Source organism: Cronobacter muytjensii ATCC 51329 (assembly GCF_001277195.1).
GTDB classification, from domain to species: domain Bacteria; phylum Pseudomonadota; class Gammaproteobacteria; order Enterobacterales; family Enterobacteriaceae; genus Cronobacter; species Cronobacter muytjensii.
The window spans coordinates 4,255,392-4,273,400 of the sequence record NZ_CP012268.1 but is presented as its reverse complement, the minus strand read 5'-3'; the positions used below and the strand labels follow the sequence as shown (position 1 = coordinate 4,273,400).

The window sequence follows — 18,009 nt, the reverse complement described above, 5'->3', positions numbered from 1 at the left end:
ACACCTCGTCCTGATGATGCCTGCCTTCACTAAAGATAGTGCACGACAGCGCAAAGCTCATCAGGAGAGTCTGAGTATTACCGTTTCCAGCGTTTCGAAGGGCACAGGGCGCGAGAGAAAATAGCCTTGCGCGGCCAGCGCAGGCGACTGCTGCACATCCTGCCACTCTTCGAGCGTTTCCACGCCTTCGACGATCACGCCTTCGCAGTAGCGGTTCATCAGTTGCAGAAGCATTGTAAACAGCGTGCGGCCTTCGGCGCTCTGACGCAGCATGATGAAAAGATCGCGCGCCACTTTAATGTAGTCATAGCGCACTTCGCTCAGCGCGGAGAAGTTCGCCATGCCGGTGCCGAAATCGTCCAGCCATAGCGGGCCGAATTCGCAGAAGCTCGCGAACGTCGAGTTTTGCGGCAGGCTGATATGCTCCACCAGCTCAAAGCGCACCCACGGCAGCGCTTCGGTCATGGCGCGGATCTGCGGCATGTCGCGCATCGCCATCAGCGTCGGGCCGTCGACATTAACGGACGCCAGAATATTATTTTCCGTAAAAAACGGCGCGCGCGCGCAGAGCACCTGCAACTGCTCTTCAATGACTTCCACACGATAGCGTACCGGCAGGCCGGCGAAATAGCGGTCTGGCGCGATGCGGCGCGTCGGCTCGCTCGGGTGCGTGACAATGGTCAGCAGCTCCACCGCCAGCAGTCGCCCGTCGGTTCTGTAGATCGGCTGATAAGTATAGGTTCGCTCGCACTGCAGCCAGTAGCGCCGCTCATGCAGGCTTTCGACACTCGCCGACGGCAGCGCCAGCCGGTGAGTGACCTGTTTTAAATTCATGGTAATTGGTCCTGTTATGTGATGGCTTACCGGGACTCGTCCTGGAATTATCGGCGCTACGGTTGAGAACTTTATGCACAGTTGTCCGACCCGCAGGGTTATAAGGAATAACGCTTTTTGTCGGGAATTCTGGGGTAGCTCAAAAAATACTGGAACAGCGTTTTAAAACGTTTGACTGCGCGATCGCGGCGGCACACACTAACGCCCATCTTCTCGTTTTCAGGTGAGTCACTATGTCAGAGCAAAAGATTGCCGTGATTGGCGAATGCATGATTGAACTGTCGGAAAAGGGCACGCAGGTAAACCGCGGCTTTGGCGGCGATACGCTAAATACCTCGGTCTATATCGCCCGTCAGGTGAGCCCGCAGGCGCTCTCGGTGCATTACGTTACCGCGCTTGGCAAAGACAACTTCAGCCAGCAGATGCTGGACGCCTGGCAGGCCGAAAACGTGAAAACCGATCTGATCCAGCGCATGGATAACCGCCTGCCAGGGCTTTACTACATCGAAACCGACGAACGCGGTGAGCGCACCTTCTGGTACTGGCGCAACGAAGCCGCCGCCCGCTTCTGGCTGGAGAGCGACGAGGCCGACGCCATCTGCGCGCAGCTGGCGCGCTTTGATTATCTCTACCTGAGCGGCATTAGCCTGGCGATTTTAAGCCCGCAGAGCCGCGAAAAGCTTCTCGGCCTGCTGCGCGCCTGCCGCGCCAACGGCGGCAAGGTGATTTTCGACAATAATTACCGCCCGCGCCTGTGGGCGAGCCGCGAAGAGACGCAGCAGGTGTATCAGCAGATGCTCGCCTGCACCGATATCGCTTTTCTGACGCTTGATGACGAAGACGCCCTGTGGGGCGAAAAACCCGTCGACGACGTGATTGCGCGCACCCAGGCGGCGGGCGTGCGTGAGGTGGTGATTAAACGCGGTGCCGAATCGTGCCTCGTGGCGGTGGCGGGCGAGCCGCTCTGTGAAGTGCCGGCAGTGAAGCTGCCGAAAGAAAAGGTGATCGACACCACCGCGGCGGGCGACTCGTTCAGCGCCGGTTATCTGGCGGTACGCCTGACCGGCGGCAGCGCGCAAGCGGCGGCGAAACGCGGCCATTTGACCGCCAGCACCGTGATTCAGTATCGCGGCGCGATTATCCCGCGCGAGGCGATGCCGCAGTAAGCCGCACGCGTTAATGCGCCCGGCCCACAAGCCGGGCTTTTTATTGCCTGTCGCACCCAGAAAAAAACCCGGCGCCAGGCGTCGGGTTTTATCACCACCGTAATGATTAACGGGCGGGCGGAATGTCTGTGACATCCGTGCGCGCGTCATCCTGCGTAAGCGGCGGCGTTACGGGCGTCATAATACGATCCCACGTCTCCTTGAGCGCCTTCACGCTGTACTCCTCTTCGCCCTTCGGTTGCAGCAGGATAAGCGCCATCTCCTGCGAGAGTTGCTGGCGTAAATCCTGATTCAGCTCGGCGGCGGTCAGGTTGTTGAGGAAACTCTGGCGCAGGTTCTGATACTGCTCCGGCGCGATGTCCACCACCTGATTTTGCAGCGAGCGCATCCGCTGGTTAATGAGCACGTCGGTATCGGTACGCGCATAGGTCGCGAACAGCTTTTGCAGCTCCAGTTTTTTCTGGGCGATCAGCGCGTTGAACTCATCCACCGACAGGCCGTTTTCGCGCACGTTCGCAAGCTCACGGGCAATCAACGCCAGGTTGCTGTCGAGCTTGTCGTTTGGCGACTCCAGGTTGATGGCGCACTGGGCGCGCTGGAACAGCACGCGGCAGTCAAAACCAATGCCGATATCTTTAATGTTGTTTTTGCTTAAGTTCTGCTGAACGTGCCAGAACAGCGCTTCGCGCGCCAGGTCTGCGCGCCAGTAACGTTGCAGCGCGGCGGATTCGCGGATAGGCTGCCACGGGTTGTCCCACATAATCGAGAGGCGATCCTGGCGCACGCTGTCAGTCATGATGGAGACGGGTTCACGGCGCAGCGGCGACAGCGTCGGCACCGGGGCTGGCGTCTCGCGTTTGCCTTTCAGCTCACCGAAGGCTTTGTTGATTTGCTCCGCCACCGCGCGGCTGTCGACGTTGCCGACCACGATAAGCGTCATGGCGTCCGGGGTATACCACTTCTCGTAATACGCTTTCAGCTGCTGCGCATCCACTGGCTGCTTCAAATCGACTGAAGGATCATGGCCCAGCAGCGTGGAGCCTTTCAGCCGATGACGCCACCAGCCATCCTGGGTATCGGGCCAGGTGGCGACCATATCCTGCGTCTGCAGCGCTTTGGTGATACTTTCCGGCGTAATGGCGACGCGGCCTGCGGTATCGGAGAGATAAGTCAGTGCTTCTTTGAGGAGATCGTTGCGGTTATTCGGCAGGCTCAGGTTAAACAGCGTGTAGTCATAAGAGACGACCACCGGCGGCATCGGGCGTTTGGGATCGATGCTTTGCTGCCAGAGCGAGCGCGCCTGCACAGCCTGGAGACTCCCGCTCTGAGTCAGCGCCAGCCGCGGCAGAAAACGGGTGTAGCCGCTTTGCTGGGTGGTTTCGGCGAGCGACCCGGCGTTAACGGTCAGGCGAATTTCAACGCGATCGCTCGGGCGCTGCGGAGTGGAAAGAATTTGCCACTGAAAGCCATTGCTCAGCGTGCCCTGTTGCCAGGCCGGGTCGGGCTGGAGCGGTTCTGCCTGCACGAGGCTGGCGGCCGCCATCAGTATGCCGCCAGCGATAAGTCGAATTCTTGTGCCCTGCATGTATACCCCTGATCAACATTCCTGGTTAAAAACAGTCAAATGGCGACAAGAGCTGCTGTGGCCCGCCGCCAAAGATAGCGCTTAAACTTTTCGTTAGACCGCAAAAATGCGGAAATGTCGCGCAATAGAGGGAAATAAACGCTAATTATGCGCAGGCACCCGCCGCCAGAGCAAGCAGCGGCGGGTTAAAGAGTGTGATCAGGAGGAGATTTGCTGCGTTTTGGAGCCAGAATGCTTGTTATTGAGCGTTTCGCGCAGCTGATTTTCATCAAGCTCTTTCACCCACTTCGCCACTACCACTGTCGCCACGCCGTTGCCCACCAGGTTGGTTAATGCGCGCGCTTCAGACATAAATCGGTCAATGCCGAGGATCAGCGCGAGCCCTGCCACCGGCAGATGACCGACCGCCGAAATAGTGGCCGCCAGCACGATAAATCCGCTGCCCGTCACGCCCGCCGCGCCTTTCGAGGAGAGCAGCAGCACCACCAGCAGGGTTATCTGATGGAAAATATCCATATGGCTGTTAGTCGCCTGAGCGATAAATACCGCCGCCATCGTCAGATAAATCGACGTGCCGTCGAGGTTAAACGAGTAACCGGTCGGGATAACCAGCCCCACCACCGATTTACGGCAACCGAGCATTTCCATTTTATCGAGCATACGCGGCAGCGCGGATTCCGACGACGACGTCCCGAGCACGATCAGCAACTCTTCTTTGATATAGCGAATGAACTTGAAGATGTTAAAGCCGGTGGCCCGCGCGATGCTGCCCAGCACGACAACCACGAACAGAATACAGGTGATGTAGAAGCAGATGATGAGCTGGCCGAGCTGCACCAGCGTGCCGACGCCATATTTACCGATAGTAAATGCCATGGCGCCGAATGCGCCGACAGGCGCCAGACGCATGATCATATTGATGATGCCGAAAATCACCTGCGAAAAGCTTTCGATCACGTTGAAAATCAGCTGGCCGTTGCGGCCCAGACGGTGCAGCGCGAAGCCGAACAGCACGGCGAACAGCAGCACCTGGAGAATATTGCCGCTGGCGAACGCGCCGATAACGCTTGAGGGGATGACATCCATCAGAAAGGCGATGACGCCCTGCTGCTGCGCCTGCTCGGCATAAACTGCGACGGCTTTAGCGTCGAGCGTTGCGGGGTCGACATTCATCCCGGCGCCCGGCTGTACCAGGTTGACGATAACCAGGCCGATAATCAGCGCCACGGTACTGACAATTTCAAAATAGAGTAGCGCGACCGCGCCCGTACGCCCCACCGCCTTCATGCTTTCCATACCCGCGATGCCGGTCACGACGGTACAGAAAATCACCGGCGCGATAATCATTTTAATCAGCTTCACGAAGGCGTCGCCCAGCGGTTTCATCTGCGCGCCCAGCTCCGGGTAGAAGTGACCGAGCAATATCCCGATCGCTATCGCGGTCAATACCTGAAAATAGAGGCTTTTGAAGATAGAGAGTTTCATAGGGGTGTCCTTGAAGGTAATAACCACAGGAATTGTGTGTGAAAATCCCGCCTGTAGCGCTAAAAGTAACACCCGTAAAACATGTCAGATATATCGAAGCATCATTTTGGAAACATAAATGTTAAATTTTATGAGCTGAAACGCGTCAGCCTGAACGGTTTTACACCCTTTGCAGCGGTTTTAGGGTTTTGACAGCCAGGCGTCTTCAAATGCCGCCGGCGTTGCCGCTTTGCCGAACAGAAAGCCCTGGCCCACCGTTACGCCCGCGCTCAGGAGCCAGTCGCGCTGCGCCTCGTTCTGTATGCCTTCCGCCACCAGATCGAGGTTAAGGTTTTTCGCCATATTGATGATTGCCGATACCACGCTGTCATCATCCGGCAGATTATCAATAAAGCTTTTGTCGATTTTCAGGCTGTCGACCGGCAGCGCTTTCATCTGCTGTAGCTGACTTAAGCTTGCATATCCCATGCCGAAATCATCAAGCGCGATGCGCACGCCCGCCTCACGCAACGGGCGCAGCATGGCGATGGCCGCGCCGGTATCCGTGATGCGCTGGCTTTCCGTCATCTCAAGCGTCAGCGTGCCAGGCGCAATGGCGTAACGTGCCAGCCGTTGCAGCATGGTCTGCACCAGATCGCGGTTTAACAGTTGCAGCGACGACACATTCACCGACAGCGGCAGCATGATGCCGTGCGCCTGCCAGCGCGCCAGCAGCTGACACGCCTCTTCCAGCACCCAGTCGCCGACGGTGACGATAAGCCCGCTTGATTCAATATTCTCAATAAGCCCGGCGGGCAGCGTCCAGTCGCCGTCCGGCTGGCGTTCGCGCAGCAGCGCCTCCGCGCCGACAATCTCGCCGGTGCGCATATCCACCTGTGGCTGTAGCCAGACCGCGTACTGGCGGCGCGACAGCGCGTTTTGCATGGCGTGTTCCTGCGCGTTCGCTGATTTTTCGCCGAAAAACGCCACCTGATTCACGCCCTTGCGCCGCGCGTCGAGCGCTGCGGATACCGCACTCTGATAGAGCGTCGAGGCGTTCTGGCGGCCATCAAACATCGCCACGCCGATGCTGGCTGCGGCGGCGTGAACAGCGGAATGCGGCTCCAGCGGCTCGTGAAGCGCGGCCAGCAGCTGTTGCGTCAGCGTGACCGCGTGCTCCGGCGTCTTCACGCCGTGGGCGATAATCGCGAAATCGTCCTGGCTAATTTGCGCTAGCACCATGCGCGGCGTCAGTACCGAGCGCAGCTTTTCCACGCGCGCCAACGCCAGCGCCCCGGCTTCACGCAGCGGCTCGCAGGCCACATACAGCAGCGCCGTCGCGCCGCCGCTCGCTACGGCTTGTTCCAGCAGCGCCATCAGCAGCGCCTGGTTCGGCAGGCCTGTTTGCGCAAAACGCGTGGCGCTGGAGCGCGCCTCGTCAAACTGACGCGCCAGCGCCTGCTGGTTGCGGTTGTAGCTGCGCACCAGCATGCCGATTTCGTCATCCTGATGCAGGCGCGGAATGGTGAGCTGATGATGCGCCAGCTCATGCGCGTCAAGCTCATTCAGCGTACGGGTGATATCCCGCAGCGGGTGGAGGATCAACCGGTTAATGCACCAGGTGATTGCCACAGAGAGGATCAGCGCCAGCAGCAGGAACGTCGTCAGCAGCGTCGAAATAGCGTTGATAATGAAGCGATACATGCGCCAGGAGTCGGCCTGAAGCACCAGATACGCCAGCGGCTGCGGGTTGGCGGGCCGCTCCAGCGAATAGAGCGGCAGGGTTATCTGCACCGGCAGCTCGAAAACGCGCGCCAGCGTCACCGGAATGGGCCGTTCGGGCGTAAAGCGCATGCGCAACGCCTGGAACTGATTGGGCAACACCACGTCAGCGCGGCTTATCACGCCAGCGGGTTTGATGTCGCGAAGGATAGACTCCGCTTCCGGAATGTTAGCCTTCAGGATCGCGGCGGAGAGCGGCTGGCGCACTGAGCGGGCGATGCTCTCCATCTGCATGGCGGTGTGGTAACGGTGCGATTGCACAAAATGAAACAGCAAAACGACGCTGAAAATAAAAAGAAAAAAGACGGAAACGGCCGAAACCATCGCCATTTGTTTAATCGTTAAGGAACGACTGACTCGCAACTTGATTCTCCACTGATGCCACTGCCCGCATGATAATCACTCATAATTATCATTGCGGGCGGAAGTATACTGCATTGTTGTGGAATTTAACCGCGCGGCCGGGCCGAACGGGCATTATTCTCGTTACCTGTCGGCGTATGGCGTCAGCGTCCGCGGCGGCATATCCATGTCTCCCTGCCAGCCAGCCTGCGAGTAGCGGATAAACAGCGAGAAATTGCTCGGCGTGTAATCCTTCGCCTGCTGAATGTTCACCGCCGCGCCGACCGACCAGTTTGCGGTGATGCGCCGTTCAATCAGCGCGTTGGCCGTATACCCCCAGCCAGCGCTGCTGTCGCCCTCTTCCTGCGCATCTTTATCGGCGTAACGGTTCAACGCCGGATTAGCCGGGTTGATGACCGGCGTCGGGATCAGGCCCGACAGCGGGTAACGGCGCTGGTCTTTGGTGCGCGTATGCGACCATGAACCTGAAGCGCCAAGCTCCCAGGACCAGTTTTCGGTTCGCATTCGCCACGCCACCGGCACCGCGAACGAGACGTACTCCTGCGGGCTGTAGTAACCGCCCTGGCCTAAAGAGTAACCGCTCAAATCTTTCTCATAGTGCCACACCATGTTGTTGAGCCCAATGGTGAGGCGCTGATTATTTTCGTTAATCAGCTTGTAGTAATAGCCGCTCATCCAGCGGACACGCCAGTTATCAGCGACGTTTTTACCGGTGAGCTGATCGGCGTTGAGGCTGGCCCAGACGCCATGCGCCTCGCCGCGATCGTAGCTGATGCTCGCCCCGCCGCCCGTCGCGCGCACGCCGCCCCAGGTGGTGCCGGTGTTGGACGGCGCGTCACGCTGTCCGCCGAAAGCCAGCATGGAGCTGGAAATCGGTCGGCGATGGGCGTTAACGGTATAGCCAATCGGGCCGAGATCGCTGCTGTAGCTGACGCCGCCCACCACATCGACCACGTTAAACCCGATTGGCGTGGTGCCGAGATCCACATCCCAGGTCTCATTCTGCCAGCCTGCCGCCACGCTCACGCCGGAGGCGCGCTGTTTCGCGTTGCCTGAGCAAGGCGTTTCGGCGCAGGTGCCCCAGGTTTCGCTGTAGCTGTCACCGCTGAAGCTGCCCGGATTCATATTCACCGCGTCGGTGCGCAGGAACATCCGCCCGTCGCGCAGCGGCGCGTCCACCTGCAACATAGTGGTGTTCGCTTTCAGATCCGAATACCCCGGCGTACCGCTGGAGCCCCAGTAGTCATGCTGGAGCGTCACGTTTAAATCCTGCTGACGATACAACTCCGCCGCATCGCCGCGCACGCTGCGCTTCAGCCAGTCATCGCTGGCGTCATTGCGGGTGAGACGCGTGAAGGCGTCGTTATCGGCAGGTCGCGTCGGGGTGATGCCCGAGGCCACCATCGCGTCGCGATACGTCTGCAACGCCTGCTGCGGCTGACTGTTCTGGCGCTGGAAGCGCGCGGCGTCACGCAGCACCAGCGCGGTTTCCTGCGACGGCGGCTGCGTTCTGGCGGTAGCGGCAAGCACGGCGAAAGCCTGTTGCGCGCGCTGCGTGTCGCCAAGCGCCGCCTGAGCGTTGGCGAGGCGTCGCAGCGTGCCAGGCGAGCGCGGTTCGCCGTTTGCAGCAGGCGTCGCCAGCGCGGCGAGCTGTTCGCGCGCGGCCGCATTATCGCCTTCGGCAATCAGCGTTTCGGCAAGCCCGAGCTGCGCCTCTTCGCTGCCCGGCGTGCGCGTCAGCACCGTCTGGTATTGCGCGCGCGCCGCCGCGTTATCGCCGCGCTGCTGCGCCCAGTCGGCGAGCGTTAAATCGATACGGTCAGAGGCGGGCTGCTGGCGCAACAGCGCAATGGCCTGCGCCTCCTGACCGCTGTCACGCAGGCGATTAGCGGTCGCCATGAGTTCATTGGTTTGCAACCGCTGCGCCAGTTCGAGAATATTCGGCGTCCATTTATCGCGCGGCAGCGTGTTGAGATGCGTGAGCGCGGCGCGCTCGCGATCGCTGCCGGAAAGATAGAGTCCGTATGCGTAGACCTGCTCAGGGTCGGTCGGCCTGCGCTGGGCCAGTTGCCCCAGCAGAATATCGGCATCGCGGCGTTGTCCGGCGGCGGCCAGATCGCTTGCCAGCCGGTAGGTTATCCAGACGCTTTCCGGGTCGAGCGCCAGGCGCTGGCGCTGTAGCGCGGCGGCCTCAGCGAAACGCCCCTGGCTTTCCAGCGCGCTGGCCTGCTGATCGAGGCGATCGTTGGCGAGGCTGCGCTCAATATCTTCAATGCTTTGCCGCTGGCTGGCCGAGAGCGTGGCGATAAAGGCATCTGCCCGCTCTGGCGACTGGCGGCGGTAAAGATTCGCCAGTCCGCGTACCGCGTTGCTGTTGGCGTTATCCATGCGCAGCGCCTTCTGGTAATAGCGCTCGGCCTGCGCATCGTCTTTGCGCGCCACCGCTACGTCGCCCAGCCCCAGCACCGCGTAACTGTCGGTATTGTCCACCGTTGCGGCCTGCTGATATTTCTGCTGCGCCTGCGCCAGATTATTGGCTTTCAGCGCCGCGTCGCCTTGCTCTATCAACAGCCAGTAGCGGTTGACCTGCAACAGGCTCTGCCAGCGGCCGCTGTTGGGGCTGTTCGGGTCCTGTTTCAGCGCCTGCTCCAGCAGCGGCACAGCGCGCGCGCGGTTGCCCTGTTGGGAATAAGCCTGCGCGAGCGCGCCAAGCGCCTCGCTGTCGTTCGGGTTCGCGGTGACCGCGCGGCTCAGATCCGCCACCGCGCTGGCGCCCTGTCCCTCTTCCACTTTGGCGATGCCCTGCATTCTGGCGCGATAGGCCGGGTCGGCGAGCTTGCTTTGCTGCTCCGCCAGCAGCCCTTTGGCTTTATCCGCCGTTTCACCGCTGCTGAATACCTGTAAGAAGCGCTCCAGCGCGGCGACGCTGGCATCGCTCGCGGGCATGCCCTGAATCTGCTGATACCAGAGATCCGCCGCCGTTTCGCGTCCGCCGCCCGATTTCGCCATCTGCTCCAGAATGCTAAAGCCTTCCTGCTGGCGGTTGGCGGAAAAGAGCTGTAGCGCAAGTTGGGTACGCAGCTGATCGTTGCCCGGCGCGCGGGCGTTCAGCGCCTGCATCTGGCGGATCGCCTCGTCGCGACGCGCCGGGTCTTTCGCCACCAGCGTCCAGTATTCAACGGCCAGATCGCCGTCCGGCGGCGCGCCGTTAAACAGTTTTTGATACGCCGCGAGCGCCTCCTGGGTATGCCCGGTGGTGCCGAGCAGACGCGCCTGTTGTAACTGTTGACGCCCCTCCGGCGAGGCCAGCGCCAGGGTGATGCGCGCCTGTTGATATGCCGACGATTGCGGCGCGAGTTTGCCCAGTCGCGCAAACTGCTGCTGCGCGCCTGTGTTATCGCCCTGGCGCAGCAGATAACGCATCCGCGCCGCGATCACGTCCGGGTCGTCCGGGCTTATCAGCTCCAGCCGGTAGAGCGACTGGCGCACCAGATCGTCACGTTTGGCGGATTCGCCAAGGCGCACCTGTTCGAGCAACTGCTGCCTGGCGTCCGGCTGCGCCTGCGCCTGCCCTGAGAGGGCGACGCCGAGCGTCAGCGCGGTGATACTTAACGCGAACTTGTGCATGACTCTCCCCAGGCGGGTTGTAGCTCACCGTCTACGGTGAAGCGAAAACGGTGTTGATCCCATCCCTGGCCGAACAGGGTTAATACATAGCTGTAATAGGCGTCCTGCTGCGGGTAGTTATCGACCACGCGCTGACGCTGCAACGCCTGGGTATCGCGGTTTTGCAGGAACGGCAGCAGCGCGGCGGAGAAGCCCACCGGCCCGTTGCCCTGGGTTTTACCGTCAATGACGCGCGCTTTTTCCGGCGGCAGGCCCGCTTTCTGCGTCGCGGTTTCCATTGCGCTGAGCCGTTTGAGCAGCGGTGCCTGCTGTTCATCCGCCGGGTTCATCATGCCGACCCACAGGTAAACACGGATAGCGTCGTAACTGCTGATAAGCGGCTTTTGCGGCTTCGCGGGCTTGAGTAGCCAGCCGTTGTCAGCCTCATAACTCACCCAGTCAGGCGAAAAGCCTTCGGGGGCGGTTTCCAGCAGCAGACGCAGGTTGGTCTCCCGGAGCGTCGTCCAGGGTTTGCCGTAACGGGTGAAATAGCGGGCCAGTTGCGGCGGCAGATAACTCGGGTTAAAGCGCCAGAGCGTCGGCTCGGCGAAGCTGACTTTGCCCGGCAGCAGCATGTCGCCAAGCTTCGGCACGGTCACGACTTCTTCTTTGGCGATACGGTCGAGAAGCGCTTTGCCGGTGTCGGTGTAGCGCGGCTCTTTCCACAGACGCCCCGCCTCCAGCAAACTCCAGGCTATCCATAAATCGGCGTCCGAAGCGGAGTTGGTGTCGAGCGTCGTCCATTCGTCCGGCCCTTTCATGCCCCACAGCCAGGCCGGCAGCGTATTTTTGAGCGAGCCTTCGGCGAGGTTGTTTTCGGTCCAGAGCAGAATTTTGTCGAACGCCTCGCGGTCGTTGGCCGCCAGCGCGAAGAACAGCGCGTAGCTCTGCCCTTCAGACGTCGTGATTTTGCGCGGATCGCTGGGGTCAATCACGCGCCCTTCTTCGCTGATATAGCCGCCTTTGAAGCGATCCCAGTCGGGCCAGCTACAGGCGGCATGGGCTGAAACCGTCGCCAGCAACACGCCCGCCGCCAGCCATCTGCAAAGATTTTTCATAACACGTTACCCATGATTACCCGGATCAAGACGACGGCGGCTCAGGATACGCAGCAGACGCCACAACACCCAGGCCAGCAACACCACGCTGATGGCCGCGAAAATCGCCAGCAGGATCGGGTGGTTCGACAGCGCGTACCAGATGCGTTCAAACCACGGCAGGTGGCCGACGTAATAGACATCGCCCACGCGCAGGCTGTTAACACCCGATTCACGCACAATAACGACCGAGCCGTACATCGCGGCGCGTTTGCCGCTGTCGTTGAGCGCGTCGTTCAGCAATTCATAACCACGCGGGCTGTCGGCCAGCAGCGCCACGACGCTGCGCTGATCATGGTACGGCGACTGGAAGCCCACGACCGCCGCCATCGGCCCGGAAGAGCGCACTTCAGTCTGCGTCAGCGGCTGGCGGTCGCGGGCGTCGGTATCGGCGAGCGTCACGTCGCGCGACGGGGTTTTTACCCAGCTTTCGGTGGCCTGCACCAGCATATCAACATGTTTTTCATCTTTCAGCGATGCCGGCAGCGTGCCGATCACCAGAATGTCAGCGTCTTTACTCTGCATCTGGCTGCCATCGTCGGTAATAGTCAGGTTAATGGCCGGGAAACCGGTCTGCGCGCCGATAGTGCCCGCCGTGTCCAGCAGCGTGGTGAGTTGCGCCGGGTTCGGCTGTTTGGGCATCACGATAATCGTATCGGCGAGATCCGCCATCCGGCTGAACGGGAAACCGGAATTTGCAAAGGAGCGCAGATCCGGCATCGCGATAAAGTGGTGATAGCTTGAGAAATCGAGCGTCGAGTCGTCGCCTATCACGACACGGTTAGGCACCGTCTGGAAAGTGACGCAGTTTTCCAGCGTGCCGCCCGGCAGCGGGTTGGTGTATTCAAAATCAAAGCGCAGCTGGTTGGCCGCGCCGAGGCGCAGCGTCGGCAGCGTCACTTCGCTCTTGCCGTCCAGTAACCCCTGCAGCAGCGGCAGGCGCAGCAGCAGACGGTTGGTATCGTCTTTCGGCAGCAGGTTGAAGGATTGCAGGAACTGATTGTTCAGGCTGATATCCATCCGCGAGTTATCACGCGTGGCGGGCGCCGAATAGCGGTAGCTCAGGCGCATATCAATGCCGTTGCTGCGCAGCAGGTAGAGATCCGGCGGCAGGTTGAGCGTCAGGTTAATCGGGTTCGGCTCAAGGCCGGTCGCCTGCAACTGCTCTTCATAGCTTTTCAGCTCGCCGAAGGTGACCGGACGGTCGGTGCGCACCCAGTTCGGCGCGTCGTAAGGCTGACGCGCCAGCAGCGGTTTCACCTCGCCCACTTCGACGCTGTCGCCGCGGAACAGCAGGCTGCCCTGCGCGATGCCTTTGGCGGCCTGCAACAGGTCTTTGTCATCGCGGCCCTGAATCACCAGCAGCTTCACCCACGGATTTTGCGGGTGGCTCATCATGCGCACCATCGGGCCTTTAGCGGGCGGCAGGTCGCGCAGGAAATCAGGACGTTTGTCGTTGGTGGCGAACACCACGGCGTGACGCGTCGGAAGCTCGTTATACAGCACCGGGAAACGCTGGCCGCGCCAGCCGGAGCGGGAGCCAAACCAGGAGGAGACAATGCTTGCCGCCTGCTGGGTGACGAGATCCGGCGAGGCGGCGAACACCATCGGCAGCTCCAGCGGACGGTTGTCACGTGAATCAAAGAACGGCACCGGGAAGTGCGACAGGTCATTTTGCAGTTGCAGCGTCTGGAACGTCAGGTTCAGCGCGCTGTTGCGCCCGATATCCATCCACAGCGTATTGCTGGCCTGGTTTTCACACACGTCGCGGTAGTGGCCGACAAACTCCAGACGCACGCGGTTGAAATCGCTGACGTAAAGCGGGTCGATTGGCACCTGGGCGGTGGTTTTCTTGCCGAGCTGCTCTTTGGTGACCGGCAGCACGTCCATCAATTCATCGTTCAGATAGACCTTAAGCTGCGACTGCACCGGCACCAGCGACGGCGACGGGGTGTAGGTCAGGTTCAGCGTGGCTTTCGAAATCACTTCGTCGCTGCGCATCCCGAACTCAACAAAGCCGTTCGGGCTGGTGCCTTTGAGGACCATGCTGCCCGGCGGCGGCGCGATGCTCGCGAAACTCAGCGTGACGTCGCGCGCGGGCGCGCCGTCCTGCACCACCGGCGCTCCGGCACCCTGCACGCCCGGCATGACCTGCCCGAGCACCGCGCCTTCCGTCGCGGGCGCAGGCTCGGTGCCCGCGGCAGGCGGCGTGGCGGGCGTTAACGCCTCGGTACGCGCAGGCGTCGCGGTCATAACGCCTTCGGTTGCCGGGGCGACGACCGGCACCGTCGGCGCCGCGGTCGCGTTCGGATCGTTTGTGGCTTCAGGCGCACCGTACGCTGCGGGCAACAGGCTCATTCCTACCGCCACAGCGCACATCAAGGAGAGTTTTCTTTTCATCGCGTATTCATCATTGTTGAGCCATAACCGGGAGCGCACGCTCCCCCAACGACGTCCGCTCCGGACGACGGGGGATAAACGACACTATCCAGGAAACCAGCGTGGTAAGGGTGCGAAAGACAATTTTTAATGACGCTGGCGCGAACTCCGCCAGGTGTCGATAGCCCCGGAAGCCGAGCTTGAGGATATCGAGCATGCTTTCCAGCGGTTTGTCTTCCGGGAAGCTGTCCTGCCAGAGCGCCCAGGTATCGGCGCGCGCAAAGGTGCACTGGACGAAATCGATATGCTGGCGGGTGGTCAGGCCGTCGAGATTCAGGCCCACTTCATCGCCAAAGACGCGCACGACTTTCGCCGGGAAGACATACTCCTGCGCGCCGCGGTTCATCAGCAGGTTCACTTTCTGGCCCTGCAGGAGCTGCGCGCCGCCGTGGACTTTGATGCCGAGGCCACCGTCAGAGTAGTCCTGCACCGTACAAGAGAACAGATGGCCGTCTTCGCGGGCGATTGCCGCTGGCATCACCATCTCCACGCGATGAGAGCGTCGCACCTGTTTGCTCTCCACTGACACCGCCACCGCGCCGCCGAGAATAATCAGGTTATAGAAGACCCAGACGATACTGACTACCACGGTGAGCATTTCATTCGCCGGGCCGTAGAAGTAGCGCCAGATGCCGACCAGGATGCCGAACAGGTTAATCAGCACCAGCATCAGATACGGGCGCGAAATCACCCAGTCGACATACTCTTCTTCCACCAGGCCGCCTTTGGCGGTGACGTTGAACTTCCCTTTGTGCGGGTTGAAGAGCGCCACCATCGTGGGCCGCGTAATATACCAGGCGAGTACCGTTTCGTAGATTTCGCTCCAGAACGAGTGGCGGTATTTGCCCTGGATTTTGGAGTTGGTGAGGCTCGCGTGCGCCATATGCGGCAGTACGAACAGCGCTATCATCAGCGCCGGGGCGTAGATGATGTAAGCATGCAGCAGCAGGAACGCCAGCGGCGCGGTCAGGAAGATAAGCCGCGGCACGCCAGAGAGGAAGTGCAGCATCGCGTTGACGTAGCACAGACGCTGCCCAAGCTTCAGCCCTTTGCCGAACAGCGGATTGTCGAGACGGAAAATCTGCACCATGCCGCGCGCCCAGCGGATACGCTGGCCGATATGCGCCGAGAGGCTTTCTGTCGCAAGCCCCGCCGCCTGCGGAATACGCATGTAGGCGGAGGTGTAGCCGCGCCGGTGCAGGCGCAGCGAGGTGTGGGCGTCTTCGGTCACCGTTTCGACCGCGATGCCCCCGATCTCATCAAGCGGGCCACGGCGGATCACGGCGCAGGAGCCGCAGAAAAAGGTCGCATCCCACATGTCGTTGCCGTCCTGCACCAGGCCGTAGAACAGCGTGCCTTCATTCGGCGTTTTACGAAAACGCCCGAGGTTGCGCTCGAACGGGTCCGGTGAGAAGAAGTGGTGCGGCGTCTGCATCATCGCGAGTTTTTTGTCTTTCAGGAACCAGCCGAGCGTCATTTGCAGGAACGAGCGCGTCGGCACGTGGTCGCAGTCGAAAATCGAGACAAAATCGCCCTTCGCAAGCTTCAGCGCGTTGTTGATGTTGCCCGCTTTGGCGTGCTCATGCGTCGTGCGGGCGACATACTGCACGCCTACCGATTCAGCAAAGCGACGAAACTCTTCGCGGCCGCCGTCGTCGAGGATCCAGATAGTCAGCTTATCTTTCGGCCAGTCAATGCCGAGCGAGGCGTAAATCGTGTTCTTCACCACGTGCAGATCTTCGTTATAGGTCGGCACGAAAATATCGACCGACGGCCACTCTTTAAGATCTTTCGGCAGCGGCACCGGCTGGCGGTTGAGCGGCCAGATAACCTGGAAGTAGCCGAGCACCAGCACCACCCACGCGTAAGTTTCCGCCACCAGCAGCACCAGCCCGCACACCAGGCTTACCGGATCGTTCCAGTTCAGCGTGGAGGTGTAACGCCACCAGATATAGCGGCAGGAGACGGTAAGCGACAACACAATCAGCATCAGCGCCGAGAAACGGCCCGGCAGACGGCGCACCAGCATCGCCACGCCCCAGAGCAGCATCAGGAAAATAAACTGCGACAGCGGGTTAAACGGCTGCGTCACACAGAGAATGGCCAGCACCAGCGAGAAAAAGATAACCACACCCAGCACGACGCGCCGCAGGCGCTCGTTGATATGGCCCAGCTCTTTCTCCTCGTTAAGATGGTGGGTCTCATCGCTAAAACGCTGCGGGAGCGTTTCCAGCCAGAGGTTAAAACGCTCGCGCCAGAGTTGAAGCTTCGAGACCGCCCGCCAGCGCGGCGCGGCCACGGCACGCCAGGGCTGGAGCGTCAGCAGCCACAGCCCTTGTAACAGATAACGCACGATATCCAGCGGACGCGGACGGTCGGGGTTGATATGGGGAAACAGCAGCCCGTGCCGGACGCGGATCGCCTGCCAGTGCGGATTTTCCAGCGGCAGCAGCAGCCAGGCGAGCGTCAGCCACATGCAGCCCAGCGCCGCGCTGAAAGGCGGCGCGCCGTTGCCGCGGTAAGTGAGATAACGCTCGCGCAGCCGCGCGCGGGCCGGCGGCGCGAGCAGCAGGGCGGAGATGCTTATCATGCCCTTTCTCTCCCGTAATGCAGCAGACACCAGTTCGCCAGCGTGACTATCTCTTCCGCCACCAGCGAATCCGGGCGGTATTCGCCCACCGGCTGTTTAGCGGCGAAGCTCTCCATCATCGCCTCGTCGCGGTGAATCGCGACCGGCACCAGATTACGCTGCGTCTGCAGCCAGAGCTGCCAGATGTCGTTCTGCACCTGGCTTGAAATCAACCGAAAGTTTGCCAGCAGATCGCCGCCCTTGGGCAGCGCCTGCTGATGCAGGCGCGCGTGGCAGTTGGCGTCAGGCTGGACCACGCAGAGCGTGCGGTCGGCGACCTGCAACAGACTGCGGGTGACAGCGTCGAAACCGCACGGCAGATCGAGCAATATCCAGCGCCAGTGGCCGCTCGCCTTGAGATGCTGAAGGTGGTTGGCGAAAACGCCGAGCGACGCCGTCAGCGCGCCGCTGTTTTCCCATTCCGCCTGACGCAGCGAGCCATACGGCAGTACATCCAGCCCCGGCGCGTAACGCCAGGCGGTGGACTGCCAGGCTTTGCCGTCCAGCAGCGCGCGCGCCCAGCCGTCGGCGTGGTCGAAATCGATATTAAACGCGAGGCGCAGCAGGTTGTCCGGCGAGGCGTCAATCACCAGCACCGATTCGCCGAGCTGATGCAACGCCCAACCGAGCGCCGCCGTTAAAGAGGTAGTGCCCACGCCGCCCCGCACGCCCTGTAATGCCAGAACGGTCATCCTTCTTGCGCTCCTGAATCACGACGCGCTAATTCCGCCAGCAGCGGCCAGCGCGCAATCGCCGTCGCGAGTTGTTCACGTTGAGAAATGTCGGTGTAGTCGAAATCTGGAAGTGAAAACACCCGGCTGAGTGCTTCGAAATCGTTCTGAAAGGTATAGCCATGATCGGGCTGGCGTGCGGCCTTAGCGTCATTCTCAGGCATATATTCTGTTTTTCCTTAGAGCAATATCACTAAAGCCAGCAAACGATAACAAAGAATCTGCGCAGTCCCGGTTTGCATGCTAATGATCA

Annotated in this window: 11 protein-coding genes; 1 reads left to right on the top strand and 10 read right to left on the bottom strand. The window is 60.8% G+C overall.

Translation table 11 applies throughout. The annotated features are described in order from the left end of the window. Window positions 1-60: 60 nt before the first annotated feature. Window positions 61-834: a cyclic-guanylate-specific phosphodiesterase gene (gene pdeH / locus AFK63_RS19520; protein WP_038866848.1), complete on the bottom strand. Its 774-nt coding sequence runs from the start codon at window positions 832-834 to the stop codon at window positions 61-63. A 233-nt stretch (window positions 835-1,067) separates the two neighbouring features. Between pdeH and kdgK the strand changes: the two genes are divergently transcribed. Beyond that, window positions 1,068-2,000, top strand: a complete 933-nt coding sequence (kdgK, locus tag AFK63_RS19515) for a 2-dehydro-3-deoxygluconokinase (RefSeq protein ID WP_038866846.1) — start codon at window positions 1,068-1,070, stop codon at window positions 1,998-2,000. A gap of 106 nt (window positions 2,001-2,106) precedes the next feature. Here kdgK and AFK63_RS19510 read toward each other — a convergent pair whose 3' ends face one another. The 9 genes from AFK63_RS19510 to bcsR all read right to left on the bottom strand — a co-directional run bounded on the left by AFK63_RS19510 (window position 2,107) and on the right by bcsR (window position 17,920). Next, window positions 2,107-3,585 carry a M16 family metallopeptidase gene (locus AFK63_RS19510; RefSeq protein ID WP_038866844.1) on the bottom strand — a complete coding sequence of 493 codons (1,479 nt, stop codon included), beginning with the start codon at window positions 3,583-3,585 and terminating at the stop codon, window positions 2,107-2,109. A gap of 198 nt (window positions 3,586-3,783) precedes the next feature. Beyond that, on the bottom strand, window positions 3,784-5,070 hold the full coding sequence (locus AFK63_RS19505; protein WP_038866842.1) for a dicarboxylate/amino acid:cation symporter: 1,287 nt from the start codon (window positions 5,068-5,070) through the stop codon (window positions 3,784-3,786). A 180-nt stretch (window positions 5,071-5,250) separates the two neighbouring features. Further along, the gene (locus AFK63_RS19500) at window positions 5,251-7,194 is read right to left on the bottom strand and encodes a sensor domain-containing phosphodiesterase (RefSeq protein ID WP_038866840.1); all 1,944 of its coding nucleotides are present in this window, start codon (window positions 7,192-7,194) and stop codon (window positions 5,251-5,253) included. 123 nt (window positions 7,195-7,317) lie between these two features. Further along, window positions 7,318-10,821 (bottom strand): cellulose synthase complex outer membrane protein BcsC, encoded by a 3,504-nt coding sequence (gene bcsC / locus AFK63_RS19495; protein WP_038866837.1) that lies wholly within the window; start codon window positions 10,819-10,821, stop codon window positions 7,318-7,320. Next, on the bottom strand, window positions 10,803-11,918 hold the full coding sequence (gene bcsZ, locus AFK63_RS19490) for a cellulose synthase complex periplasmic endoglucanase BcsZ (protein ID WP_038866835.1): 1,116 nt from the start codon (window positions 11,916-11,918) through the stop codon (window positions 10,803-10,805). Before bcsZ ends, bcsC begins: the two co-directional genes overlap by 19 nt. A 6-nt stretch (window positions 11,919-11,924) precedes the next feature. Then, a complete protein-coding gene (bcsB, locus tag AFK63_RS19485; protein ID WP_071882539.1) occupies window positions 11,925-14,357 on the bottom strand; it encodes a cellulose biosynthesis cyclic di-GMP-binding regulatory protein BcsB in 2,433 nt (810 codons plus the stop codon). 10 nt (window positions 14,358-14,367) lie between these two features. Beyond that, window positions 14,368-16,986: a UDP-forming cellulose synthase catalytic subunit gene (bcsA, locus tag AFK63_RS19480; RefSeq protein ID WP_053531593.1), complete on the bottom strand. Its 2,619-nt coding sequence runs from the start codon at window positions 16,984-16,986 to the stop codon at window positions 14,368-14,370. Further along, window positions 16,983-17,717: a cellulose biosynthesis protein BcsQ gene (gene bcsQ / locus AFK63_RS19475; protein ID WP_038866833.1), complete on the bottom strand. Its 735-nt coding sequence runs from the start codon at window positions 17,715-17,717 to the stop codon at window positions 16,983-16,985. Before bcsQ ends, bcsA begins: the two co-directional genes overlap by 4 nt. Then, a complete protein-coding gene (gene bcsR, locus AFK63_RS19470) occupies window positions 17,714-17,920 on the bottom strand; it encodes a cellulose biosynthesis protein BcsR (RefSeq protein WP_038866831.1) in 207 nt (68 codons plus the stop codon). Before bcsR ends, bcsQ begins: the two co-directional genes overlap by 4 nt. Window positions 17,921-18,009 lie beyond the last annotated feature (89 nt).